This is a genomic window from Halorhabdus amylolytica (assembly GCF_004944975.1).
Classification (GTDB): Archaea; Halobacteriota; Halobacteria; order Halobacteriales; family Haloarculaceae; genus Halorhabdus; species Halorhabdus amylolytica.
In genome coordinates this window covers 333,723-358,683 of record NZ_SPQG01000001.1, presented here as the reverse complement: position 1 = coordinate 358,683, position 24,961 = coordinate 333,723, and the positions used below count along the sequence as shown (strand labels likewise).

The window sequence follows — 24,961 nt, the reverse complement described above, 5'->3', positions numbered from 1 at the left end:
ACAGGTTGGGAACTCATTGTGCCCTGCTACGCGGAGAGCGTCTCATATGTCTTTCGGCGCGTAATCGCAAGACGGGAGTAGGACAAGGCGCGCACGCGACGCACGCTTGCGCCCGTGAGGTAGTCTCTATAGAGCACACTCACAGTCAGGCGTTTCCAGAGAGTACAGTTTGATACGATAGGGAGTCACTGTTCCAGAAACGCGTTCAATTCGCGGAACTCTGCGGACGAAAGAATCACTTCGGTGTCGAGCTCGTCAAACCGTTCGAAGTCGTCGTCGATGGTCAGAAGTGTGTTTGCTCCTTCCTCAATCGCAGCCTGGGCGTAATATCCATCCCAGCCGCCAATCTTTGCCGTTCGTGCGTTATCCAAACTATCGCTGACGAGCGTCTCCGGCAGTCGATCGGACCAGTGAATTCGATTTGCGTCTATGAAGTTCTCCAGCAGTCTGGACGCTTCGGCGTTCGATCGTCCGTAGTACGTCGTGAGCACTGTGTGTGCGCCGAATACGGCGGGGTACGGAACGATGGCATCTATGTCGCCGGTGATGGCATCCCGAACGGAAGAAAGCGCAGCGTCGCGGACTGGTGCTTCCGTATGTGCGAGAGCGATTACACCGACGTCAAAGAGGTACGGGCCGTCCACGTCACTCATCGCTGTCCCCGTTAGCCCCTCGTCGAACGGCGTCTCTATGTTTCTTGGCGATCGGATCGACACTTCCGTCGATCGGTTTCGTCTCTCCACGTTCGGAAGCCGTCTCTTCGACGAGTCGATCCATGCGCTGGATTATCGCTTCCGGATCGTCCTCCGGTTCGACGATTGCTTTCCCTCCCTCTTCGTGGACTTCTACCTCGCTGCCGGGAGTGATTCCCAGACGGTTCCGAACCTTCTGTGGGAGGACGATCCTCCCTTTCGAGTCTACCGTTACCATGCTCCCACTTTTGGTGGGAAAATGTATACTCGTTCGGGAAGACGGAATTTCGGAACTGTCTGAATAGTGCATGGTAGTCCGAACGTCAAACTCTTATAATATTTAAACACTCCCAACAAATCTATCCGCCCGCAGACCCAACAGTCTGGAATGGCAGACGACAAGCGAGGCCGGGACAAACAGGCCCACGACGAGGAGCGACGACAGCGCGAGCGCGAACTCGAGACGGAACTGAGGCGGCGTGAAGAACCGGAGCCGTCGATCGAGGCGACTGAACTCGGCGAGTTGGAGGACGAACTCGAAACGCTTCCGTTCCCGACGACGGCGGCTGACGTGGTCGAAGCGGTCGGCGATCGCGAGATTGTGTCGCCAGAGGGAACCTACCGACTCGCGGAACTGCTGCCGGAAACCGACGCCGAGACGTTCGACTCCCCGGCGGCGGTCAGCGTCCAGGTCCAGCGGCCGACTGTCGCCGCGGCGATGAAACGGATCATCGAGGCGAGTGCCGAACTGCAGGACGCTGATTTCGGCGGCTCACGACGTGATGCGTATAGAAAGACTTTGGAGGCTCTCGCGGCGATCGACGCGGATGACGACGAGGGGCTCGCCGCGATCACGGACTGGATCGTCGAGCAGATCGACGAGAAAGGGAAACTCCCAGGTTCCCGGGCAGTTCGCCGGGAAGCTGCGAAGTTCTGCCGGTCGAACGGCTACGAAGTCCGCGTCGACGAGTGGCTCGGGATCTAGTCCTCTAGCTCAGCCCACAACAGCTCGTTCACGTCACCCCACCTTTTTCTTCGTCGGGTGCCGTCGCTCCGCTCCGGCACCTCTCCTTGAAAAATCTGGACGAAAAAAGCCGAGCACTCACTGCGCTCACGGCTACGCCGTTCGCAGTTCGAGGCTCTCACTTCCTTCGAGCCTCGCTACGCTCGCGCTCGGTACTACTCCTCTAGCTCGGCCCGCAACAACTCGTTCACGTCACCGGGATCCGCACTCCCACCGGTCTTTTGCATCACCTGACCGACGAGGAAGTTGATCGCGCCGCCCTCCCCGTCGTGGTAGTCGGCGACGGCGTCAGGGTTCTCGTCGATAGCTTCCTCGACGGCACCCTGGAGTTCGTCGCCGCCGGTCTTGCCCAGTCCCTCTCGGTTGACTATCGTGTCCGGGTCGTCGCCGTCGTCGAGCATTCCCCGGAGAACGCTCTCGCGTGCGTTCTTGGCGGTGATCTCCTCGCGAGCGACGAGTTCCACGAGGCGTTCGATCTCGTCGAGTCGATCCGTCACGTCGGTGATCGCCATGTCGCGATAGTTGAGTTCGCCCAGCAGTTCGTCGGCCACCCAGGTTGCCACGAGGTCGGGATCGAACTCCGCGGCCAGGTCCTCATAGAAGTCCGCGACCTGTTTGGTCGTGGTGAGCTTCGAAGCGGCTTCCTCGTTGAGGCCGTATTCGTCCCCGAAGCGTTCGCGACGGGCGTCCGGCAACTCGGGGATCGAGAGTTCTTCTTTCCAGTGGCTGACCTCCAGGGGCGGGAGGTCGGCCTCCCGGAAGTACCGGTAGTCCTTCTCTTCTTCCTTCGAGCGCATCGAGACCGTGATCCCGCGGGACTCGTCCCAGTGACGGGTTTCCTGTTCGACCTCGCGACCGCGCTCGACGGCGTTCTTCTGGCGTTGGGCCTCGTAGGCCAGTGCCTTCTGTGCGCCCTTGTGGCTGGAGATGTTCTTGACCTCCGTGCGGTTAGCATCGGCGAGCACGTCGTCGTCGATTGAGCCGTCCTCGGCGACGTCCGCGGCGTCGACCAGCGAGAGGTTGGCGTCGATCCGGAGCGAGCCGTCCCGCGTCGCGTCGAAGACGCCCAGGTACTCCAGGACCTCCTCCAGTTTCGCGAGGAACGCTCGGACCTCCGTGGCGTCACGGAAGTCCGGCTCGGTGACGACCTCCATGAGGGGGACGCCGGCACGGTTGTAGTCCACGAGGGTGTAATCGGCCGTGTCGATGTTCCCGCCCTGGTGCTGGAGACTTCCCGGATCCTCTTCGAGATGGGCGCGCTCGATCCCGACCGTGCGGCGCTCGCCTTCGACGGAAAATTCGAGTTCACCGTCCGCACAGATTGGGGCGTCGTACTGGCTGATCTGGAAATTCTTCGGCAGGTCGGGATAGTAGTAGTTCTTCCGGTGAAAGCGGGTTTGTTCGGGAATATCGGCGTCGATAGCCTTGCCGATCCTGACGGCGGCCTCGACGGCACCCTCATTGAGCACCGGCAACGATCCCGGCAGACCGAGACACACCGGACAGGTGTGGGTGTTGGGCTCGGCGTCTTCGAGATCGGTCGAACAGCCACAGAAGATCTTCGTCGCCGTCTCGAGCTGGACGTGAACCTCCAGCCCGATTACGACCGTGAGATCCCGTTGCTGGGTGGCCTGAGCAGTCATTGCCAGCGGTTGGCCGCGGGGCGGCTAAAGGCTAACGACCCGGGCGGCCAGGATGCGATCGGCCGGACGGAACATATAAGCGTATGCTAATATTAGAGTTTACTAAGATGGATCGCGGAGCGACGGCGGAAACGGGCGAGGAGGGTCGTGACAGTGCGGCCTGTTGTACCGCAGTCGAACATGGACTCTCCGCCGACGAAGTGGCTGCTGACCTCGAACTGCTGGACGCGGTCGGGTCCGGAACCCGCTACGAGGCGCTACAGTGTATCGCTGCGGGTGGAGAGGTCTGTGTCTGTGAGATCGAGGCTGCCCTGGACGTCAGCCAGGGAGCGATCAGCCAGGCCCTCGCCCGGCTCACCGACGTTGGGCTTCTCGACCGCCGGAAAGAGGGACGTTGGCGGTACTACGCGTCGACCGACAGGGCGGACCGCCTGCTCGAAACGATCGAGGAGGTGCGATCGGTCGATGAGTGAGAAGGCCTCGACTGACGACACTGACGAGTTGAGTCCCTCCGAGCAGCGTCGGGCAGTGCGCGAGCGATACGGAGACGTGGCTGAGGAGGAATCCCGCGGCGATAGGACGGCTGGCGGTGGATGTTGCGGTGGTGGGACGGACGCCGAAACCCGGGACGCCGGTGACGGAGCGACAGACTCGTCGTGTTGTGGCGCGAGCGGAACCACCGACGCGGCGGAGCGAGCACGCGATATCGGTTATTCGGACGACCAACTGGAGACAGTGCCCGATGCATCGAACATGGGACTGAGTTGTGGCAACCCCACGGCGATCGCGAGCCTTGAGGCGGGCGAGACGGTCCTCGATCTGGGTTCGGGCGGTGGGTTCGACTGTTTCCTGGCGAGCGACGCAGTCGGTCCCAATGGGCGGGTCATCGGCGTCGACATGACGCCCGAAATGGTTGAGAAAGCACGTGAGAACGCACGCGACCGCGGAGACGACACTGTCGACTTTCGCCTCGGGGAGATCGAACACTTGCCCGTCGCCGACGAGGCGGTCGACGTGATTATTTCCAATTGCGTCCTCAATCTCTCGCCCGACAAATCACAGGTATTCCGGGAGGCCGCTCGGGTCCTCCGACCGGGCGGTCGTCTGGCTATCTCTGACGTCGTCCGGACGGCGGAGTTACCCGAGGACCTTCGGATCGACCCGGAGTCAGTGTCGGCCTGCATCGGCGATGCGGCCCCACCGACGGAACTCGAAGCGATGCTCGGCGAGGCGGGGTTCATCGATGTCTCGATCGAACCGACGGACGACGACGAGTTCATCAGCGAATGGCACCCCGAGCGCGACCCCCGCGAGTACGTCGCCTCGGCGCGGATCGAGGCCCGCAAACCCGACGGTGTGGGGGACGCGGATGGCTGAGGCGTCGATGAGTGTGCGGCCGGCGACCGACGACGAACGGGAGCGTATTGCGGCGCTTCTTCGGGCGAACGATCTGCCCGCATCGGACCTCGGGGAGTCACCGGTGTGGCTGTTCGTGGCCGTCGACGGCGACGAGTTGCTCGGCGTCGGTGGCTACGAGCGCTACGGGACCGAGGCGCTGCTTCGATCGATCGTGGTGCCCGCGGAGAAGCGCAACCAGGGGCACGGGTCGGCGCTCTGTGAACGACTCGAAGACCGGCTGAGCGAAGCGGGCATCGAAACGATCTTCCTCCTGACGACGGCGAGTGGTTTCTTCAGACAGCGGGGATACGAACCGGTCGCCCGGGAAGCAATTCCAGAGTCGATTCAGGAAACGACCCAGTTCACTGATCTGTGTCCCCAGTCCGCCACGTGTTTGGGGCGATCCGTCGAGTGAATGGCGGTCCGATGCCGCCGGACGGTTCTCACCCGAAGAACGTGACGTCGGAGAATACGAATCGGGTCCCGCTGTCGCTTCCCTCGGTGATATCGACGTCCCATCCGTGAGCGGACGCGATCTGCTGGACGATAGACAGTCCAATGCCGGTACCCTCCTCCGCCGTCGAGTAGCCCAGCTCGAAGACGTCGTCCCGCCGGTCGTCCGGAATTCCGGGACCGTCGTCTTCGACGTAAAACGCCCCGTGATCAGGGGCACCGACACGGACCGTCACGTCCTCGCCGCCGTGACGTACGGCGTTACAAAAGAGGTTTTCGAATAGCTCCTGTAGCCGGCTTGGATCTGCCTCGATCGTTCCCACGTCGGTGATATCGACCCGAGCAGTGTCGGTCTTGACGTTCGTCCAGGCCTCGTCGGCAAGGTGGGCGAGATCGACCGCGTCGGGCTGGTGGGCAGCCTCCCCTTGTCGGGCAATGGTCAGAATGTCGTCGATCAGCCGGTCCATCCGCGACAGTGCACGGTCCATCCGGTCGATCGCTTCCCGATCGTCACACTGTTGGGCGATCAACTCGGCAGACCCCCGGGCCACTTCAAGCGGGTTCCTGAGATCGTGGCTGATCACGCTGGCGAATTTCTCCAGTCGTTCGTTCTGCCGTTGTAGCTCCCGCTCGCGTTCCTTGCGTTCGGTGATGTCCCGGGAAATGAGCTGAAAGGTGTCGCGATCGCTGTCGAAGTCGACCGGGACGATGATGTTGTGGAAGTGCTTTCCCTCGAAGACGTCCTCGGTCCGTTCGGGCTCGTTTTCGGCGATCACGGTCCGCCCCGTCTCGAGACGTTTCTCCCCGACTGCGCCGAAGAGTTCCGGCAGGGTACTGCCGATGATCTCCTCGCGTTCGGAGCCGGCGTCGGCCGCCAGAGCCGGGTTCGCCGTGAGTACTGTTCCGTCGCTCGCCACGTGTGCGATCCCGTCCGGTGACGTCGTGACCAGGAGTTCGTACTTCTGGTGGGCACGGTTCTCGCTAACGGCGCTCCGAATACGGTTTGCGAGTCGACCGTACTCCTCGTCCTCGACGACGTCGAGTTTCAGGAAGTAGTCGTCGACGCCGGACGCGATCGCTTCGCTCGCTACCTCCTCGTCGCCCCGGCCGGTGAGCAAAACGAACGGGATGTCCTCGTCGATCGTCTCACGAACAGTTTCGAGGAACTCGAGGCCGTTCCGTTCGGGCATCTCGTAATCGCTGACGATACAGTCGATCCGCTCGTTCCTGAGGAACTCGATCCCGTCCCGGGCACTCTCCCGGGCGAACGTCTCGAACCCGTGTTCGGACTCTAAAGTCTCGGCGGTCACTTCGGCGAAGAACTCGCTATCGTCGACGACGAGAACGCGGATCGGCCCACCGTCCATCATGATGGAGGCCCTGTCTCTACACACATACCTACTTGAATTCGCTTCGGTCGGTAAAAAATTCCCGACGCGCGACCTGACAGTTCCGTCATCTCTCACCCGAGGACGTATCAGAAACGATGTGAATGTCTGACGTAGGTTTAAGCGGGCGGAGCCAGGTGAATGGCATATGAGCGGCAACCGCGTCGAGGAACTGGAATCGAAAGTCAAGGACCTGGAAGCGACCGTCGAAGGGCTCACCGACGAACTCGTCGAGTGTAAGGTTCGGCTGCGCGAACTCGAGAACGCGGTCGACGCCGATATCGGTTTCGAGGATCCGGTCGACCTCGAACGGGACGCGGGTGCCGAGAAACGCGATCCCGAGGGCGAGCAGTCGGCCGAAGGCGATAAGTCCCAGGGGGCCGAGGTCACTGACGACGGAGAGAGCGAATCGGACATCATCATCGCCTGAGGTCCAACGGGTGCCTGGATCGAGGGAGGAGTCGTCGAACCCCATGCACATCACAGAGGTCGTCCTGGACAACTTCAAGAGCTTCGGGCGTAAGACACGCATCCCCTTCTACGAGGACTTCACGACCATCAGCGGTCCCAACGGGTCGGGGAAGTCCAACATCGTCGACTCGATCCTCTTCGCGCTCGGACTGACTCGTACGTCCGGTATCCGCGCGGAGAAACTCACCGATCTCATCTACAATCCCGGCCATCAGGACGGTGAGCGCCCGGACGGGGAACGCGAGGCCAGCGTTTCGGTCGTTCTTGACAACTCAGATCGGACGCTCACCCGATCGCAGGTCGTCAACGCGGCCGGCAGCGAGAACGTCGGTGACGTCGACGAGATCGAGATCAGACGCCGGGTGAAGGAGACCGAGGACAACTACTACTCCTATTACTACATCAATGGCCGGTCGGTCAACCTCGGGGACATCCAGGACCTGCTCGCCCAGGCTGGAGTCACCCCCGAGGGATACAACGTCGTCATGCAGGGCGACGTGACCGAGATCATCAACATGACCGCTGGCGCTCGCCGGGAGATCATCGACGAGATCGCGGGCGTCGCCGAGTTCGACGCCAAGAAGGCCCAGGCCTTCGAGGAGTTAGAGGTCGTCGAGGACCGCATTGACGAGGCGGAACTCCGGATCGCAGAGAAGGAAGACCGCCTCGAACAACTCGAGGACGAACGCGAGACGGCCTTAGAATACCAGGAACTCAGAGACGAAAAGCGAGAGTTCGAGAACTACGAGAAGGCTGCCGAACTCGAGGACAAGCGCGAGGACCTCGCCGACGTTCGCGAGTCGGTCGAGGAACTGGAACAGGAACTCGCAACACGGCAGCGCGAACTCGACGAGCGCCAGGGGCGGGTCGTCCGCCTGGAGGACGAACTCGAAGAACTGAACGCCGAGATCGAGCGCAAGGGCGAGGACGAACAACTACAGCTCAAACGCGAGATCGAGGAGATCAAAGGCGAGATCGCGCGGCTGGAGGACGCGATCGGGAGTGCGGAGGAGAAACGGGAAGCCGCCGAGACTGACCGTCGGAATGCCTTCGTCGAGATCGACCGCAAGCAGGAGACTGTCGACGATCTCGAGGACGACGTCCGTGAGATCAAAGTCGAGAAGTCCTCGGTGAAAGCCGAGATCGACGATCTGGCGGCCGATCTGGCGGCCGTCGAGGAGGAGATCGAGGAAGTCGGGGCCGAATACGAGGAGGTCCGCGAGGAACTCGAAGCAAAAAAGGCCGATCTGGAGGACGCAAAGGAGCGTCGAAACGACCTCCAGCGCGAGCAGGACCGCTTGCTCGACGAGGCCCGCAGGCGTTCGAACCAGCAACGCGAGATCGAGTCGAACATCGAAAGCCAGCACGAATCTCTGCCCGAACTCGAGGCCGAGATCGACGATCTGGAGGACGAACGGGAGAAGGCAGCGAAGAACCGCGAGACGATCGACGGGGTCGTCGAGGACCTCCAGGCCGAGAAACGAGACGTACAGGAGCAGATCGGAGAGATCGAGGACGATCTGGAATCCGCCCGCCAGGAGTACGCCGAACTCGAGGCCAGAGCTGAGCAGTCCGGCGATGGGTCCTACAGCCGGGCAGTGACGACGATCCGGAAGGCCGATATCGAGGGCGTTCACGGCCCAGTCGGTGAACTCGGCGGTGTCGACCCCGAGTATGCGAGTGCTTGTGAGACTGCCGCAGGCAGTCGGCTGGCGAACGTCGTTGTCGAGGATGACGGCGTCGGTCAGCGTTGCATCGAGCACCTCAAGTCACGCAACGCCGGGCGGGCGACCTTTCTACCACTGACCGAGATGGACCGGCGGTCGCTGCCATCACCCCCCGATCTCCCCGGTGTCGTGGACTTCGCCTACAATCTGGTCGACTTCGACGAGCGCTACGCGGGCGTGTTCAGCTACGTGCTCGGGGATACCCTGGTCGTCGAGAACATGGAGACTGCCCGGGACCTCATGGGCGAGTTCCGGCTGGTGACGCTTGAGGGTGACCTCGTCGAGAAGAGCGGCGCGATGACGGGGGGATCCTCCGGCGGATCGCGGTACTCTTTCTCGGGTGGCGAGGGGCGCCTTCAGCGTGTCGCCGAGCGAATAACCGACCTCGAAGACGATCGTCAGGAACTCCGCGAGGAGTTGGCCGACATCGAGGAGCGTTTAGCGGACGCCCGTGACCGTCGCTCGGAGGCCGCCGACCAGCTCCGGGAGATCCAGGCCGAGATCGAGCGACGCGAGCGCGAGTACGAGGAGACCGAAGAGCGGATCGCGGAGCTGGAGGACGAACTCGAGGAGATCGAAGCCGAACGTACCGAGGTCTCCGAGCAGATGGACGGGATCGAGGCCGAGATCGAGACCGTCGAAGAGGAGATCGACGGGATCGAGGCGACGATCGCCGACCTGGAGAGCGAGATCGAGGACTCCGAGCTGCCCGCGTTGACCGACGAGGCCGAGTCGCTGGGCGAGGAGATCGACGAACGAGAGGACGAACTCGAGGACCTGGACGGACGTCTGAACGAATTGCAACTCGAAAAGCAGTACGCCGAGGACGCCATCGAGGACCTCCACGACGAGATCGAGGACGCACAGAACCGGAAGGCGGCACAGGAAGAGCGGATTGCGGAACTCGAGGATGAGATCGACGAGCAGGAAGCCCGCCTCGCCGAGAAGGAGGACGCCGTCGCGGAACTGGAGGCGGAACTCGCCGATTTGAAGGGTCAGCGCGAGGACCTGCGTGAGGACCTCGGCGAGGCTCGCGAAGCCCGCGACGAGCAGAAGGACCGGGTCAACGCCGTCGAGAGCGACCTCGCGGACGAACGCGAGACCGTCGAACGCCTCGAGTGGGAGATCGACGAACTGGAGGCCGAAGTCGGCGAGTACGACCCCGAGGAGATTCCCGACCACCACGTCGTCCAGACGCGGATCGGGCAACTCGAAGCCGAGATGGAAGCCTTAGAGCCGGTCAACATGCTCGCCATCGAGGAGTACGACGATGTCGAGGCAGACCTCGACGAGCTTCAGGACAAACGCGGGACGCTCGTCGAGGAGGCCGAGGGGATCCGCGATCGGATCGGGACGTTCGAGGCCCGCAAGAAGGAGACGTTCATGGAGGCCTACGAGGCGATCGACGGCCATTTCCGGGAGATCTTCGAGCGACTCTCGAACGGGACCGGCCGACTTCACCTCGAGAACGAGGCCGATCCTTTCGAGGGCGGCCTCACGATGAAGGCCCAGCCCGGCGACAAGCCGATCCAGCGACTGAACGCGATGAGCGGCGGCGAGAAGTCCCTGACTGCGCTGGCGTTTATCTTCGCGATCCAGCGGTACAATCCGGCACCGTTCTACGCCCTGGACGAGGTCGACGCGTTCCTGGACGCTGCCAACGCCGACCTGGTCGGGGAGATGGTCGACGAGTTCGCGGGTGACGCCCAGTTCGTGGTCGTTTCCCATCGCTCGGCGTTGCTTGAACGCTCCGAGCGGGCGATCGGCGTCACGATGGGCGAGGACAACGCCAGTGCTGTCACCGGGATCGACCTGACGGGCGAGGGTGCGGAGGTGACTGCGGATGACTGACGTGGTGGGATCGCGAAAGCGATCCCCGGGCGTGGGGGTGATTTCTCCATGAGTGACGACGTTCCACTCGACATTGCCGGTCACGACGGACGCGAACGACCCGACGGCGGGACGGAGGTTCTATCGGACGCTGGGGGAACGGACGAGCCGACGATCGAGACGCCGGGCGAGGAGGAGGTCGAGCCGGTCGAGGTACTGGTCACACTGGCCGAGGAGGGTGAGATCGACCCCTGGGACATCGATGTCGTCCGCGTGACCGATAAGTTCCTCGAACGCCTCGACGAGGCTGACCTGCGAACCTCCGGCCGGGCGCTGTTCTATGCGAGTGTCCTCTTGCGGATGAAGAGCGATGCGCTGTTGGAGGACGACACGGATGAGGATTCGGAACCCGAGATGGAGTCGGACCCTTTCGCCGAACGGCCGGGGGAGGGTACGGGAGCCGACCCCTTCGACGCGCTCGACGAGGAGATGGACCGCCGACTCGAGCGCAAACGCGCCAGGGGGACGCCCCGGACGCTGGACGAACTCGTCCGGGAGTTGCGGGAGGCCGAACGCGACACCTGGTGGAAGGACTCCCGGGAGTACGACACTAGCGAGTCCCCGCAGGGGTTTCAGCGCGGCACGCAGGAACTTGACTACCACGCGAGCGACGACTTCCGGGAGGAGGCAGAGCCGACGGCCGCCGACGTGACCGACCGGACTCACGGTGAGGACGTCGAGGAACTCGTCGAATCCGTCGCGGCCAGTCTTCGGGAGCACTACGAGGCAGGTCGGGAGGAAGTACTGTTCGCCGAGGTCGACGATATCGGCGGCTCGCGTGTCGAGACGTTCCTGGGGGTGCTCTTCCTGGCCGATCAGGGCCGCGTCGACCTCCAGCAGGACACTTGGTTCGGCGACCTCTGGCTTAGAGATCCCGAGGCGTCCGGTTCGGTCGAAACTCCGCTCGCCGAATGATCCGGTCGCCGTATATTTTATGATAAATAGTTATAGTTGTGGGCAACAAACGATACCACAAGGCATGACCCCGGAGCGTGTCAGGGAACGCCTGGCCGAACTCGACGAGCGCTTCGATCGGGATCGCTACTACACGGCCCTGGAATACGTTCACGACGACGGGCGCTAGTCAGACGATCACACCGGCCCGCAGGAGCGCGATCAGTACCGTCAGTATCGGGATCGAGAGCAGCGTCGAGGTCAGGATCGCCGTGCTGGCGAACTCGGAGGGTGAGACGGGACCGTCACCACGTTCGCTGAATTCCCCAACGAGGATGATCGGTGTCACGGCCGAGGGGGCGGCACATTCGAGGACGAACACGCGCGCGACGGTCGGGTTCTCGAAACCGAGGGGAACGAGCGTCGAACTGAAGAGCATCGCGATGGCAGCACCGACGGCTGGTGCGACAGCGAGTTTCAGTGCGTTCGGGACGAGCACGCCACGGAGGGCGGCCCCGTAGTTCGTCCCCGACAGCTGGATGCCGAGGATGAGTAACATGACCGGGATCGAGGAGTCCCCGACCAGCTGGAGCGTCGACATGGCTGCCGAATCGACTGGTGGGGCGAGACCGAGCCAGCGGACGGCAAGCGCGACGATGACCGCGTAGACTAACGGGATCTTGGCTGCGCGTTTCACGCCCGCGAACGCGCTGGCGCTGCCGCGGGCGGCGACGTACGTGCCGACCGTGTACAGCAGTACCCCCTGGACGGCCGCGTAGAGGACGGCCGTGCTCCGGCCAGTCGCACCGAAGGCGAACTCCGAAAGCGGGATGCCGAAGTTGCCCGCGTTCGAGAACGCCCCCGCGAGGACGAACGCGCCCAGCAACGGTTCGGTACGACCGGCGAGTCGACCCGTGCCGCCGGCCAGAAGTACCATGACGGTGGTGAACGCGACGACGCCGACGGCGACCAACAGTACAGTCCCACCGCTCAGCGGTGTCGTCACGAGCGTGTGAAAGACCAGCGCCGGCACCAGCACGTAGATCGTGATCGTGTTCAGCGGCCCGGCGTCGACGTCCTTGCTCCGTCCCAGTACGAACCCGGCGGCCGCGATAGCGACGATCGGCAGGATTGCCGTCGCGAAGATGCCAAGCAGTGCGTCGATCGAGATGGCGGACACGTCCCGGGGATTGGTCGGCCCGGGTCACAATCCCTTCGGATCGGCGCGGCGCCACAGCCGACCACCGTCGCGCCCCCGTTCGGCGCGTCACCTGAACCGGCCGATCGTCAGCTCGTCGTCGATGGGGCGGGCCGTCCACTCGGTCACTCTCGCCGCCGTGTACCCGCCGACCAGAAACAGGAACGGGAAGACGGCCGCGAACACCAGGCCGTTGTACCCCACGACGACGAAGATAATATCCAGCCGATAGGCGAGGGCCAGCCCCTCGACGGTGGCCGCGCGCAGGATCGCCCAGCCGAGCACTCCCAGTACCGTCCCGCAGACGGCGGCCGATCCCCCCTCGATCAGTGGCCGGTCGTAACTCCTGGTCCGCAGGCCGACCGCGACGCCGGCTGGCACGGCCGCGAGCGCGATCGCCATCACGAGCGTGCGCGTGGTGTTCGCGGCGATGCCGCCTGTTCCGGCGGCGACGTGGACGAACGTGATCGACCCGGCCAGGAGTGTCCCGAGTCCGAGTGCACGGACGTCTGTCTCGCCGAGTCGCATGGCCCGACCCACGACCCGATCTGTCAAAAATACTCCGTCACTGCAGCCGCCAGCTGTCCTCGTCGACATACTCGATCACGTCCCGGCGTTCCATCTCCGTCAGCACTTCCTCCATGCGGTCGGGTTGAGCGATCTCCATCTCCATGCGATCGATCCCGTGGTACGAGCGCAGCAACGAACGGACGTCCTCCTCGCTGAACCGATCGGCGTCGGCCTTCTCCATGACGCCTTCGATCAGATCGATCATGTCTTCGATGAAGTTCCAGGGGTAGACGACCCAGGTCCACTCCGCCAGCCGTTCGCCGACGAAGTCCGGTTCGACTTCGCTGGTCTGGAGTAGCTGTAGTGTGGCGGTCCGGACGGCGTTGGGCTCGCGTTCCTGGACGTATTCGTCGGCGTGTTCGATCGACTGGCCGGTATCGGCGATGTCGTCGACGATCAGGACATCCTTGCCCGCGACCGAGCCCTCGGGCATGGGATAGCGGACCTCCGGCTCGTCGGCCTTGGCGGCGGTGCCGACGTAGTGTTCGATCTTGAGGCTCGTGAGGTCGTCCAGCCCGAGGAAGTCACACAGGATCCGGCCAGCGAACCATCCCCCGCGAGCCAGCGCGACGACCACGTCCGGCTCGAAGTCGTCAGCCTTCACGTCGTCGCTGACGTCCCGGCAGAGGCCGTAGATGTATTCCCAGTTAGCGATCGTGCAGGGGAACTCGTCTGGCAGATCGGCCATTCAGGTGGTCACCGGGCGGACCCAGGTTGCGCCGACAATTAGGGCTTTACATACTTCTCGACTTCAGACGCTGTAGCCCGGGGGCCTGTTTATGACGTCTCGCGTCGAATCGTTCCACATGCGAACCCGCAGACGCTTCCTCCAGGCGTGTGTCACCCTCTCCGGCGTCGCTCTCACCGGCTGTTCTGATTCGGGAGACGGTACGTCGACAGCGACCGCTACCGAAACAACGACCCCCGTCGCCGGGCAGACCCTGGAAACGCGAAGTCACGAGTTCGTCACCGGGTTGGCTGGCGGGGAGTACGATCGGCTCCTCGCGGAGTATCCGTTCACCGAGGAACTCGCGGCCCGGCTCGACGCGGCCCGACTCGAACAGATCTGGACGGAACAGACGTCTACAGTCGGCCAGTTCGTCGAGGTCACGGCCGTCGAGTCCGGCCAGGTACAGGGGTACTACGTCGTCGACGTCGTCGTCCGGTTCACCGCGGGCCAGCGGATTGTCAGGCTGTCGTATACGGGCGATGGCGAGATGGCTGGCCTGTTCGTCAGACGTCCAGCCCCCGACGCGTCCTATTCGCCGCCCGAGTACGTCGATCAGTCGACCTTCGAGGAGCACGATCGGACCGTCCGGGCGACCGACGACTGCTCGCTCCCGGCGAAACTCACGCTCCCCTCGGGGGAGCAGTCGATCCCCGGTGTCGTCCTCGTTCACGGATCCGGACCCAACGACATGGACGAGACGATCGGACCGAACAAGCCCTTCACGGACCTCGCGTGGGGGCTCGCGAGCCGAGGCGTCGCAGTCCTTCGGTACGACAAGCGGACCTCTGCCTGTGACGTCGATCTGGCCACGCTCACGCTCGACGAGAAGGTCACCGACGACGCCCTGGCGGCGCTCGACGTACTGCGCGAACACTCCCGCGTCGACTCGTCCCGGACAGTCGTCGTCGGTCACAGCATCGGCGCGATGGTCGCGCCGCGGATCGCCGACCGCGACGACTCCATCGCCGGCGCGGTCATGCTCGCGGCCAATGCCCGCCCGCTGTTGGACGTGATCCCCGCCCAGTACGAGTATTTGGCCCGGCTGGACGGGAAACTCGACGACAGGGAGGCGGCCCAACTAGAGGAGATCGAGCGAATTGTCGACCGCGTCCGGGACCTCTCGATCGAGGACGGCGAGGTCGTCTTCGGGCTCGGTGGGCGGCCGTTCTGGCGAACCGTTCAGGCGTACGATCAGGTGGCGACTGCCGAGGCTCTCGAGGTCCCGCTCGCTATCTTCCAGGGTGAACGCGACTACCAGGTTACCATAGACGACTTCGAGCGCTGGCGGGCGGCCCTGGGCGATCGGGAGGCTGTGACCTTCCACTCCTATCCCGATCTGAACCACCTGTTCATGCCGGGCGAGGGCCAGTCCGCACCGGCGGAGTACTTCCGGCCGAACAACGTCGCCCGTGCGGTCGTCGAGGACGTGGCCGATCGCGTGCTGGCGATGACCGAGACTGGGACGTGACGAGCGGCAACGACTCGACTCGCGACGGGGCCGTCCGCGGTCGGTAGGCATATTCGGCTGGTCCACCCAGCACGTGGTATGACCGACAACGAGCGACGCGAGGTACACCTCGTCGACGCGTTTACGACTGACCCCTTCTCGGGTAACCCGGCGGGTGTGGTCCCCGAGGGAGACGGACTCGAAGCCGACCAGATGCGGGCGATCGCCGCGGAACTCGGCGCCAGCGAGACGGTCTTCGTCCGGGAGAGCGAGGACACCGATCGGCAATTGCGGTACTTCACGCCCGAGCAGGAGGTCGACCTCTGTGGCCACGCAACGGTGGCCGCCTACGCCCGCCTGTTCGAGCGGGCGGTCGTCGATGCTGGGGAGTACACGATCGAGACCGGGTCCGGTGATGTGACCGTCGAAGTCGAATCCGACGGGACGGTCTGGCTCGAAGGGTCCAAACCGTCAGTGAGTGCAGTCGACGTCGGCTACGACGAACTCACGGACGTGCTCGGACTGACCGAGACTGCCTTCGCGGGCGTCGGTGAGGACCTCCCCGTCGCGCGTGCCTCGACCGGCATGCCGTTCCTGATCGTCCCCGTCAACTACTTCGAACAGCTGGGGGACGTGACGCCGGATCTCGGCGCGATCGAGGACCTCTGTGCGGCCGAGGGCGCAGTCGGCCTCTACGCGTTCACGTTCGACACGCTGGATCGCGAGTCGACCGTCCACGGTCGGCTGTTCGCTCCTTCGCTGGGCGTCAACGAGGATCCGGTGACGGGGACCGCCAGTGGCGCCGTCGGCGCGTACCTCCGACGCTTCAGCGGGGTTGAGGGGACGGAATACCGGTGTGAACAGGGTGACTTTCTCGACCGGCCGGGACGCGTTCGCGTTCGAACCGGGGACGGGATCCGCGTCGGCGGGCAGGCGAAGACGACGATGAGTGGCGAGATCGCCGTCCCGGATCCGGAGGACGGCGAGATCATCGAGGCCTGAACGACGAACGAGTCTTCTGTTGTCACGTTCGTCCGAACGAGCGGAACCGATAAACCGGACAGTCCACTACAGGTAGGTATGCAGCGGGCCGAGCCGCAGGAATTCGATCGCGTCCTCTCCTCTATGTGTACCGTCCCACATCCCGCGGCTCGCGAGGCGGCCGAACGCTTCCTCGCGACCAACCCCGGCGATCCGGGAACGTACCAGACCGTCGCCGACCTCGAACGCGAGGCCGTCTCGTTGCTCGGCGAGGTCGCCGGGTTGGACGACCCGGCCGGGTACATCACCAGCGGCGGTACCGAGGCGAACATCCAGGCCGTCCGCATCGCGCGTAACCGCGCCGAGACGGACGATCCGAACATCGTCGTCCCCGAGAGCGCCCACTTCAGCTTCCGGAAGGCAGCCGAGATGCTTGGCGTCGACGTCCGGCAGGCCAGGACGACCGACTATCGGGCTGACGTCGACGCTATGGCCGACGCCGTCGACCATGACACGGTCGGTGTCGTCGGCGTCGCCGGGACGACCGAGTACGGCCACGTCGATCCGATCCCCGCGTTGGCGGACCTGGCGGAAGACGCCGACGCACTCATGCACGTCGACGCCGCATTCGGCGGCTTTTTCCTGCCCTTTGCCGACTTCGAGTGGGATTTCGGCGACGCCGCAGTCGACACGATGACGATTGACCCGCACAAGGCCGGACAGGCGGCGGTCCCGGCCGGTGGCTTTCTCGCTCGCTCGACCGACTACCTGGACGAATTGACGATCGACACGCCCTATCTCGAGTCCGAATCGCAGTTCACGCTGACGGGAACCCGCAGCGGGGCCGGCGTCGCGAGCGCCGTCGCGGCGATGGAGGCGCTGTGGCCGGCGGGATACCGAGAACAGTATCACACTTCGATGGGCAACGCCCGCTGGCTGGCCGAGCGCCTCGGCGAACGGGGGTATCGCGTCGTCGGGCCGGAACTGCCGTTGATCGCGGCCGACGTCTCGCTGGAACTGGTCACCCAGCTACGCGACCGGGGATGGCGCGTCACCAAGACGGGTTCGGGCGAGATGCGCATCGTCTGTATGCCCCACGTTACGCGTTCGATGCTGCGGTCGTTCGTCGCCGACCTCGACTGGTACTGAATACGGACCGAGCCGTTCCGAGAGGGACTGGTTACAGCGTCGAGGACGAAACATGAAAGTTTAGGACCCCCTGCTCGGAATGTTTGCCGTGATCGCCGCCCTCACGCTCGCCCCGCTTGCCGACATCGCTCTCGGCCTGCTGGGTCCAATCCACGATCTGCTCGGCGCCGTTGGGGACTTGCTGGCGTGGCTCTACACCGTCCTCGAGGACTCGGTCCGCCACGCGAGAGGTCCGCTCGGACTGGTCATCATCGCGATCTATTCGTTCCTGATCGCGTTCGTCCTCCCCCTGCCGAGTGAGGTCGTCCTCGCTCCCGCCGGGCAGATGCAGTTGGGATTACCGTACGATCTGACGCTCGCGGTAATCGTCTTCGTCAGCGGGTTCGGCAAGGCCGTCGGGAGCGTCTTCGCGTTTCACATCGGCCAGGAGGCCAAGGAGTACGGCCCGCTTATCCGCCGGATCAAGCAGTCCCGGTTCGACGTCGTCGAGTGGTCCGAGCGCAAGACGGTCCAACTCGCCCGACAGTACGGGTACGTCGGTCTCGCGCTGGCCCTGTCGGTTCCTTTCTTCCCCGATACGATCTCGATTTACGCCTTTACCATTCTCGAAGAGAACTACCTCAAGTTCGCGGCGGCGACCTTCGCGGGCAGCGTCGGCCGCCTCCTCGTGACGATCGGCGTCTTGGGCGGTGCGTTCGTGCTGTTCTGAGAGGCCTTCTCCTTGGGGCGGTGCGTCGGCCTCGCCGTTGTCGCCGTGAACCCCGGGCGGTCGTCGGTTCTCATAGGGATTCTCCTTGGAGCGGTGCGTCGGCCTGGATCCGCTCGAAGCGCCGTCACGTCGGCCGATTGGTCGTGACGTTTTCGACGAGATACATTTATATCTTCGCCGGATGACGGGGACGCCATGAACCGTCGAACCCTCAGAGTCAGGTCGTCCTCGGGGCGATCCTGATCGTCGTCGGCCTCGCGTTGCTGGCCGAGACGACCGACGCCTACGACGCCGATATCCTGCTTCAGTACGTCCCGTCACTGTTCGTCCTGCTGGGGTTGTATGCACTGGTCGTCAGTGACTTCCCCAACCTCTTCGGGCCGATCGCCGTCGTCGTCGTGGCCGTCGCCTGGCAACTGCTCACACTCGACTACCTCGCGGCCGAGCAAGTCACGCAGTTCTGGCCGCTGTTCGTCGTCGCGTTCGGAATCTCGATCATCGTCGGCCACTTCCGCTCGCACTCCCGGGGGGTCGCCGACGCCTTCATCAGCTCCGTCGGGGTCTTCGGGGGCAGTGAGCAACGCTCGACGACGGCAGCCTTCGAGGGGGCGGACCTGACGGCGCTGTTTGGCGGTGTCAGCCTCGACCTCCGGGAGGCGGACATCGAGGATCGACCGGCGACGATCAACACGACCGCCCTCTTCGGCGGGTGTGAGATCACCGTTCCGCCGGAGTGGAACGTCCGGATGGACGTCCTGCCGGTCTTCGGCGCGGTTGAGGACGAGCGCAAGCGACGCGACCGCGACCATGACGAGATAGATCTGGTCGTGACCGGGTTCGCCGCCTTCGGCGGCGTCAGTGTCTCGGACTGAGCAACGTTTTTGCCCTCTACGTGAGTTTCCCGTTTGTAACACTGGGTGGATTTCTATCGCCGCGATGGACTCGTACTCTACTCCCTGACTTCCTCGGGCGGCGCGACCCGGGATAACCTGGTCGTCGTCGGCATCGTCAACCGATCGCTCGCGGAACTCAACCTCGCCGACAATGAGCCCAAACCATCGCGTTAATGAATCCACTGACGGTAAACCGTAGCATGAGCCACGAAGAGTTCCCGACCGAGAATCCCGCAGTCGTGACCTGCGGGTTGCCCTATGCCAACGGGGACCTGCACATCGGCCACCTGCGGACGTACGTCGGTGGCGACGTATTGACCCGTGCTCTGGAGAAACTCGGCCAGCAGACCGCGTTCGTCTCCGGATCGGACATGCACGGGACGCCGATCGCTGTCCAGGCGATCCAGGATGGGATCGATCCCGAAGCGTTCGCCCTGGAGTACCACGAGCAGTACGAGGAGACGTTCCCGCGCTTTTCCGTCGACTTCGACAACTACGGCCATACCCACCAGGAGACCAACCGCGAGTTGACCCACGAGATCGTCGAAGCCCTCGAGCGCGAGGGCTACGTCGAGGAACAGCAGATCAAGGTCGCCTGGGATCCCGCCGAGGACCAGCCACTCCCGGATCGCTACGTCGAGGGAACCTGTCCCTACTGCGGCGAGACGGCGCGGGGCGACGAGTGCGACGAGGGTTGTGGCCGCCACCTCGAACCCGGCGAGATCGAGGATCCCGTCTCGAAGATTTCGGGCAACCCCGCGGAGTACCGCGAGCGCACCCACAAGTTCTTCACCGTCTCGAAACTCGCCGATTACCTCTCCGAATTCCTCGATCGACTGGAGGGGACGCCGAACGCCCGGAATCAGCCCCGCCAGTGGATCGAGGAGGGCCTACAGGACTGGTGTATCACCCGGGACCTGGACTGGGGCTTCGACTATCCGGGCGACGACGAGGACAGCGATGATCTCGTCCTCTACGTCTGGGTCGACGCGCCGATCGAGTACATCGCCTCGACCAAGCAGTATACAGAGCGGGTCGGTTCCGAGACCTACGACTGGGAGGGAGCCTGGAAAGCCGACGAGCCTGCCGGCCCCGACAGTGGCGAGATCATCCACGTCATCGGGCGGGACATCATCCAGCACCACACGATTTTTTGGCCCGCCATGTTACACGTCGCCGACTACAACGAACCCCGGGCTGTGGTCGCCAGTGGGTTCATGAGTCTGGACGGCGACGCCTTCTCGACGAGCCGCAATCGCGCGATCTGGGCGCGGGAGTACCTTGACGAGGGCTTTCACCCCGACCTCCTGCGGTATTATCTGACGACCGTTGGGGGCTTTCAGGACGACATCGACTTCTCGTGGGATCGCTTCCGCGAGCGGGTCAACGGTGAACTCGTCGGGACAGTCGGGAACTTCGCCTACCGGTCGCTGCTCTTTGCCTACCGGAATTACGAGGGGACGCCCGATGTGGCCCTCTCGACGGAAGTCGAGGATCGCATTGAGGAAGCAGTCACGGCCTTCGAGGCCGGCGTCAACGACTACTCGATCCGAAAGGCCACCCAGGCGGCAGTCGATCTCGCAAGCTTCGGCAACGAATACATCCAGCGCAACGAACCCTGGAATTTAGACGACGAGGAGGCCGCGCCGGTAATCCGAGATTGCGTCCAGATCGCCAAGGCCGTTGCCGTACTTGCCCAACCCGTCACGCCGGGGACGGCCGGTCGGCTCTGGGATCAACTCGGGGAGGACGATTCAGTGGCAGACGTGACAGTTGAGGCTGCCCTTGAAGACCCGCCTGCCGAGTTCGGCGAGCCGACCGAACTCTTCGAGAAGATCCCCGAAGAACGCGTCACGGAACTCAACGAGAAACTCGAACAGCGGGTTGCAGAAGCGACAGCCGACGACGAGGGTGAGACCGAAACCGAAAGCGACGAGTCCACCCAGAGCGAGGGGGCCGATATGGATCTCGAACCGCTCGCCGAGGAACGGATCGACTTCGACGATTTCCAGGAACTGGACATTCGCGTCGGCGAGATCGTCGAAGCGGAACCGATCGAGGACAGCGACGACCTCGTTCGCCTGGAGGTCGACATCGGATTGGAGACCCGACAGGTCGTCGCCGGGATCAAGCAACTCCACGACGTGGAGACCCTTCCGGATACCCGCGTCGTCCTGCTGGCGAACATGGAGAAGGCCGAACTGTTCGGCTACGAGTCCAATGGGATGGTGTTGGCCGCTGGCGAGGAGGCCGACCTGCTGACGACCCAGGAAGACGCACCGCTCGGATCGAAGATCCGCTGAACACGCACAGCACTTTAACCGACTGACCGACTATCTCTGGTATGTCCGAGGACGACGAGTGGAGTTATGACGTGGGAGAGATCGGTGACGAGGACAACGCCAAGCAGGCTGGCGAGAGGCCCGCGGGCTCCCCCGAGCAAGAGGATGCTGTCGATGAGGTTGAGGACGATGACGGCTGGCGGTTCTCGCTCGAAGACTTAGAAGAGGGCGAGGACGGCGAAGACGAGGAGGGGTGGCTCGACCTCTCGGCCGAAGTCGAAGCCGGGTCGCCCGACCTGGAGAACGTCGTGTTCGTTCTGTTCGGCGTCGCGCTCGGCGTGGTGGTTGCGATCCAACTGTTCCTTTGAGGTCCCAAATCGACGCGCTAACGTCATATTGGGAAGCTGATATTGTGGCTGTTGCGTGTGCAAGAGATGGAGCGCGAGTCCATCACAACAGCAGCCCACAATTCATTTCCCCCTGCTGATCTCTACCGCTTCTTCGCCGTGGTATCGTGGCTTGAGGAGCCACAGTTAGGCACCCCTCTGACCCTCTAGATAGCGACCGACTACAACACCTCCAGAGTAAAAGGTTTATACTGGAGCCCCATCGGCATATACTGTGGTCGCGCCTGTCAAATTATCCGGGACGACAGCACCGGGACAGGCGTTTGAGTCGGTAATTGCAATCGACGAAACCGGGATACACGAAGAGAGGATACCGACTGTTGTAAGCGCCTCATTCATCGACAGAGAACAGTCCGTCCATATCGTGAAGGAACTGCTCAATGCCGGTGCTGAGCCCTGGCTACAAAAATCGACAGACCTGGATGTCGGTGATATTTGCGGGTTCTTCAGACAAACTGAGATACCGATCCGAGCGCGAGCAGCTTGGGGGTTACCAAATCGCGGCCAGCGGGCACTCATGGCCGTCGAGGCGATCAAAGAAGTCGTCCCAGCAGGAGTCTCGTCACAGCGACAATTTGAGACGCTTGTCGAGAACCGTATTGACGATGAAGACGTCTCTCAGTACGTTATTGACACCAGAAACCAACTGGGGAGTCAACAGGCGTGAGCCACTACCTCACTGCCCTTCCCAGGCCACGCACCACGGAACCGTGGTGTTGACCTGCTCCCGTATTCATTCAAAACGTAGTAGCCGAACTACAAGAATATTCTGCTCTCAGAGGGACCATCAAAATTGCTTGAGGGTCGGAGCAACCGTCCCCATTGTGCCACTACCGATTCGATTTGCGTAAGTTGTCGTGCTGCACGCGCTGTGTATCTATTACCGGCGGTCGTGACACGATCCGAATACGACCGTGTCACTGAGAACGAGTTCCGTGAAGACGATGTAATGTCAACTCAGACTGTTCAGGTAGTCGATACGTCGGCCCGTCGTCGCTATCCTCGACCTCGACACCCAGCGCCGCCAGTTCGTCGGCGCGCTCGTAGTTGCCGGCCCCACACGTCCAAGCCAGGTTTATCATTAGGCCGATCATCTCTCGTTTTTGGAGTAATGTCACTTAGGACTTGATACGGCACTTTTGATCGCGTAACTATCCGACCTGAGCGGGGCTAATCTTTGGTCAACGAGTCTTATTTGTATACACTAAGAGCCTAAGCCGGATCAAACTCTCCTTCGTATGAATTATTATCGATACTGGGTCACACAGAGTGTCCATCACAGGAATAATCGTGCAGTCGAGTCACACTTTGCCCACAATTAACTGGAATAAGGCGCTAAGTCCCCTTCCTCAAGGAGCAACGCAGGGAGCGAAGCGACCGAGTAGCGTTGACGAGAGCGAAGCTCTCGTTCGCACACCAGAAATCTTTGATTTCTGGGGACGCAGTAGGGAGGGGATACAGCGCCGTCATCATTTCACATATACCCTTCAACGACCGGCCCACAGGCCCACGCCAATCACAAACCTTATTTCCACAACTTGTGTAAATTATGGTGTGGCAACGCGAAAGAACATCTCCATCCGTGACGACCAAGAGGAGTGGATTCAGGAGAACCACTTGAGTCTCTCTTCGTTCGTCCAAGAGAAACTGGACGAACTTATCGAACAACGAGAGTCATAGATGCACTACAACTACAAGTATCGACTCGACCCACCGGGAGCCCTCACCGAGACGCGTCACCACCACGTCGATACTTGTAGGCAACTGTACAACCACGTCCTCTACAAACTCAACGAGGGAGATGAGATTCCTGCTCGCTACAAGGTACAGGACACGCTCCCCGACCTCAAAGAGTGGTGGGATGACCTGAACGGCATTCACTCGAAAGTGTTGCAGATGGTCGTCAAGCGCGTCTACGACAACCTCGCAACGCTGAAAGCACAGAAAGAGAACGGACGCGCCGTAGGAATGCTCAAGTGGAAACCGCCTCGGGAGTATCGGTCGCTCACCTACAATCAGTCCGGCTTCGAACTCAAGAATACGAGTGGTCGGCCTGTCCTGTGGTTGAGCAAACTCGGTGAGATACCGATTCACCTCCCCCGAGATCTACCCGAGAATGCGACCATCAAACAAGTCACGGTCAAACAAGAAGCCACGGGCGAATGGTTCGCTACCTTCGGCATCGACATGGACGAAACCACGCCGGAGAAACCAGCGAATCCCGAGAAATGCGTCGGAATCGACGTAGGGGTTCTCAAGTACGCTCACGACACTGACGGCACGGCGGTCGCCTCGCTTGACCTGTCCGACGAGAGCGAGCGGGTAGAACGCGCTCAACGCAACCTTTCACGGAAAGAACACGGCTCTGCGAATTGGGTGAAACAACAGCAAGTCGTGGCTGAACGCCACGCCGAATTGAAGCGGAAGCGTCGTGATTTTCTCCACAAGTTGTCGAATTACTACGCCACCGAGTACCACTTGGTGGCTGTGGAAGACTTGGACGCGAAGGGACTGGTTGAACTGCCGGGCAACTCGCGGAACCGCGCAGGTGCGGCGTGGGGAACGTTCCTCCAAATGCTCGAATACAAGTGCGAACAGGAAGGAACGCATTTCGTTGCGGTTGACCCGAAAGACACGACGAAAGAGTGTGCCTCCTGTGGTGTCAAGACGGACAAACCATTGTGGGTGCGCGAACACTCCTGTCCCTCCTGTGGGTTTGAAGCGGACAGAGACGCGAACGCGGCATGGAACATCCTTTCCCGTGGTCTTGAAGATTTAGGAGTGGTTCACTCCGAATCAATGCCTGTGGAGACTGCGCTCCCTACGGACACCAATTCGGTGTCTGCAAAGCGCGTCGTGGAAGCAGGAAGCCCTGCCCTCAAGGAGCGAACGGCCAAAGCCGTGAGCGAGTAGGGTAGGGTAGTTCACTGCAAAATAATGTCTAGGTACCGAATAAATGCTGCCAAGAGAGGGAATCTCCGATAACGATGTCCTCTCGAAAAGAGGTGCCGGACT

General features: G+C 62.5%; 26 protein-coding genes. 18 read left to right on the top strand and 8 right to left on the bottom strand.

All coding sequences use genetic code 11. The features are described 5' to 3' along the window. Positions 1-185: 185 nt before the first annotated feature. Positions 186-653 carry a type II toxin-antitoxin system VapC family toxin gene (locus E3374_RS01805; RefSeq protein WP_136687114.1) on the bottom strand — a complete coding sequence of 156 codons (468 nt, stop codon included), beginning with the start codon at positions 651-653 and terminating at the stop codon, positions 186-188. Further along, the gene (locus E3374_RS01800; protein WP_136687112.1) at positions 646-930 is read right to left on the bottom strand and encodes an AbrB/MazE/SpoVT family DNA-binding domain-containing protein; all 285 of its coding nucleotides are present in this window, start codon (positions 928-930) and stop codon (positions 646-648) included. Before E3374_RS01800 ends, E3374_RS01805 begins: the two co-directional genes overlap by 8 nt. Positions 931-1,080: 150 nt before the next feature. Between E3374_RS01800 and E3374_RS01795 the strand changes: the two genes are divergently transcribed. Beyond that, positions 1,081-1,677: a DUF5789 family protein gene (locus tag E3374_RS01795; protein ID WP_136687109.1), complete on the top strand. Its 597-nt coding sequence runs from the start codon at positions 1,081-1,083 to the stop codon at positions 1,675-1,677. A 194-nt stretch (positions 1,678-1,871) separates the two neighbouring features. Here the strand turns inward: E3374_RS01795 and gatB are convergent, their stop codons facing one another. Then, positions 1,872-3,359, bottom strand: a complete 1,488-nt coding sequence (gatB, locus tag E3374_RS01790; RefSeq protein ID WP_136687107.1) for an Asp-tRNA(Asn)/Glu-tRNA(Gln) amidotransferase subunit GatB — start codon at positions 3,357-3,359, stop codon at positions 1,872-1,874. A 107-nt stretch (positions 3,360-3,466) separates the two neighbouring features. On the opposite strand from gatB, the gene E3374_RS01785 reads away from it, so the two are divergent. The 3 genes from E3374_RS01785 to arsN2 are packed head-to-tail and all read left to right on the top strand — an operon-like array spanning position 3,467 to position 5,172. Beyond that, positions 3,467-3,832 carry an ArsR/SmtB family transcription factor gene (locus E3374_RS01785; protein ID WP_136687105.1) on the top strand — a complete coding sequence of 122 codons (366 nt, stop codon included), beginning with the start codon at positions 3,467-3,469 and terminating at the stop codon, positions 3,830-3,832. Further along, positions 3,825-4,736 carry an arsenite methyltransferase gene (gene arsM / locus E3374_RS01780; RefSeq protein WP_136687103.1) on the top strand — a complete coding sequence of 304 codons (912 nt, stop codon included), beginning with the start codon at positions 3,825-3,827 and terminating at the stop codon, positions 4,734-4,736. The genes E3374_RS01785 and arsM overlap by 8 nt, the downstream gene beginning before the upstream one ends. Before the next feature lie 7 nt (positions 4,737-4,743). Next, the gene (arsN2, locus tag E3374_RS01775) at positions 4,744-5,172 is read left to right on the top strand and encodes an arsenic resistance N-acetyltransferase ArsN2 (protein ID WP_211194888.1); all 429 of its coding nucleotides are present in this window, start codon (positions 4,744-4,746) and stop codon (positions 5,170-5,172) included. A gap of 28 nt (positions 5,173-5,200) precedes the next feature. Here the strand turns inward: arsN2 and E3374_RS01770 are convergent, their stop codons facing one another. Then, positions 5,201-6,604: an ATP-binding response regulator gene (locus E3374_RS01770; protein WP_248299368.1), complete on the bottom strand. Its 1,404-nt coding sequence runs from the start codon at positions 6,602-6,604 to the stop codon at positions 5,201-5,203. A 142-nt stretch (positions 6,605-6,746) separates the two neighbouring features. Here E3374_RS01770 and E3374_RS01765 point away from each other — a divergent pair, with 142 nt between their 5' ends. The 3 genes from E3374_RS01765 to E3374_RS01755 are packed head-to-tail and all read left to right on the top strand — an operon-like array spanning position 6,747 to position 11,601. Beyond that, positions 6,747-7,028 carry a DUF7518 family protein gene (locus E3374_RS01765; RefSeq protein WP_136687099.1) on the top strand — a complete coding sequence of 94 codons (282 nt, stop codon included), beginning with the start codon at positions 6,747-6,749 and terminating at the stop codon, positions 7,026-7,028. A 43-nt stretch (positions 7,029-7,071) separates the two neighbouring features. Further along, positions 7,072-10,647 carry a chromosome segregation protein SMC gene (gene smc / locus E3374_RS01760; RefSeq protein ID WP_136687097.1) on the top strand — a complete coding sequence of 1,192 codons (3,576 nt, stop codon included), beginning with the start codon at positions 7,072-7,074 and terminating at the stop codon, positions 10,645-10,647. Between the two features lie 48 nt (positions 10,648-10,695). After that, positions 10,696-11,601: a segregation and condensation protein A gene (locus tag E3374_RS01755; RefSeq protein ID WP_136687095.1), complete on the top strand. Its 906-nt coding sequence runs from the start codon at positions 10,696-10,698 to the stop codon at positions 11,599-11,601. Positions 11,602-11,770: 169 nt separating this feature from the next. On the opposite strand, the gene E3374_RS01750 is transcribed toward E3374_RS01755, so the two are convergent. The 3 genes from E3374_RS01750 to E3374_RS01740 form a co-directional block, all read right to left on the bottom strand. Continuing rightward, positions 11,771-12,760: an AEC family transporter gene (locus E3374_RS01750; protein ID WP_211194887.1), complete on the bottom strand. Its 990-nt coding sequence runs from the start codon at positions 12,758-12,760 to the stop codon at positions 11,771-11,773. An 87-nt stretch (positions 12,761-12,847) separates the two neighbouring features. Then, positions 12,848-13,306 (bottom strand): hypothetical protein, encoded by a 459-nt coding sequence (locus tag E3374_RS01745; protein ID WP_136687093.1) that lies wholly within the window; start codon positions 13,304-13,306, stop codon positions 12,848-12,850. Positions 13,307-13,343: 37 nt separating this feature from the next. After that, entirely contained in the window at positions 13,344-14,036 is a 693-nt protein-coding gene (locus tag E3374_RS01740) for a phosphoribosyltransferase (RefSeq protein ID WP_136687091.1), read from the bottom strand. A 118-nt stretch (positions 14,037-14,154) separates the two neighbouring features. Between E3374_RS01740 and E3374_RS01735 the strand changes: the two genes are divergently transcribed. From E3374_RS01735 to E3374_RS01700, 9 genes are all read left to right on the top strand, one after another. Beyond that, positions 14,155-15,546, top strand: a complete 1,392-nt coding sequence (locus E3374_RS01735) for an alpha/beta fold hydrolase (protein ID WP_169051748.1) — start codon at positions 14,155-14,157, stop codon at positions 15,544-15,546. Between the two features lie 78 nt (positions 15,547-15,624). Next, entirely contained in the window at positions 15,625-16,527 is a 903-nt protein-coding gene (locus E3374_RS01730; RefSeq protein WP_136687087.1) for a PhzF family phenazine biosynthesis protein, read from the top strand. A gap of 78 nt (positions 16,528-16,605) precedes the next feature. Next, positions 16,606-17,655: a tyrosine decarboxylase MfnA gene (gene mfnA / locus E3374_RS01725; RefSeq protein ID WP_136687085.1), complete on the top strand. Its 1,050-nt coding sequence runs from the start codon at positions 16,606-16,608 to the stop codon at positions 17,653-17,655. 124 nt (positions 17,656-17,779) lie between these two features. Continuing rightward, positions 17,780-18,364, top strand: coding sequence for a YqaA family protein (locus E3374_RS01720; protein ID WP_394347449.1), 585 nt, complete (start codon positions 17,780-17,782; stop codon positions 18,362-18,364). Positions 18,365-18,600: 236 nt separating this feature from the next. Continuing rightward, positions 18,601-19,236, top strand: a complete 636-nt coding sequence (locus E3374_RS01715) for a LiaF transmembrane domain-containing protein (protein WP_211194896.1) — start codon at positions 18,601-18,603, stop codon at positions 19,234-19,236. A 45-nt stretch (positions 19,237-19,281) separates the two neighbouring features. Then, positions 19,282-19,431, top strand: a complete 150-nt coding sequence (locus tag E3374_RS17330) for a hypothetical protein (RefSeq protein WP_211194886.1) — start codon at positions 19,282-19,284, stop codon at positions 19,429-19,431. A 26-nt stretch (positions 19,432-19,457) separates the two neighbouring features. Further along, positions 19,458-21,560 carry a methionine--tRNA ligase gene (gene metG / locus E3374_RS01710; RefSeq protein WP_136687079.1) on the top strand — a complete coding sequence of 701 codons (2,103 nt, stop codon included), beginning with the start codon at positions 19,458-19,460 and terminating at the stop codon, positions 21,558-21,560. Positions 21,561-21,601: 41 nt separating this feature from the next. Then, complete coding sequence (locus E3374_RS17325; RefSeq protein WP_211194885.1) at positions 21,602-21,907, top strand: DUF7312 domain-containing protein; 306 nt, start codon at positions 21,602-21,604, stop codon at positions 21,905-21,907. Positions 21,908-22,160: 253 nt separating this feature from the next. Next, positions 22,161-22,613 (top strand): hypothetical protein, encoded by a 453-nt coding sequence (locus E3374_RS01700; protein WP_136687077.1) that lies wholly within the window; start codon positions 22,161-22,163, stop codon positions 22,611-22,613. Between the two features lie 250 nt (positions 22,614-22,863). Here the strand turns inward: E3374_RS01700 and E3374_RS16990 are convergent, their stop codons facing one another. After that, positions 22,864-23,028, bottom strand: coding sequence for a hypothetical protein (locus E3374_RS16990; protein ID WP_169051735.1), 165 nt, complete (start codon positions 23,026-23,028; stop codon positions 22,864-22,866). 472 nt (positions 23,029-23,500) lie between these two features. Between E3374_RS16990 and E3374_RS17825 the strand changes: the two genes are divergently transcribed. Further along, the gene (locus E3374_RS17825) at positions 23,501-23,626 is read left to right on the top strand and encodes a hypothetical protein (RefSeq protein ID WP_282568419.1); all 126 of its coding nucleotides are present in this window, start codon (positions 23,501-23,503) and stop codon (positions 23,624-23,626) included. After that, positions 23,627-24,859, top strand: coding sequence for an RNA-guided endonuclease InsQ/TnpB family protein (locus E3374_RS01695; RefSeq protein WP_136687075.1), 1,233 nt, complete (start codon positions 23,627-23,629; stop codon positions 24,857-24,859). It abuts the gene before it with no gap. Positions 24,860-24,961: the final 102 nt, after the last annotated feature.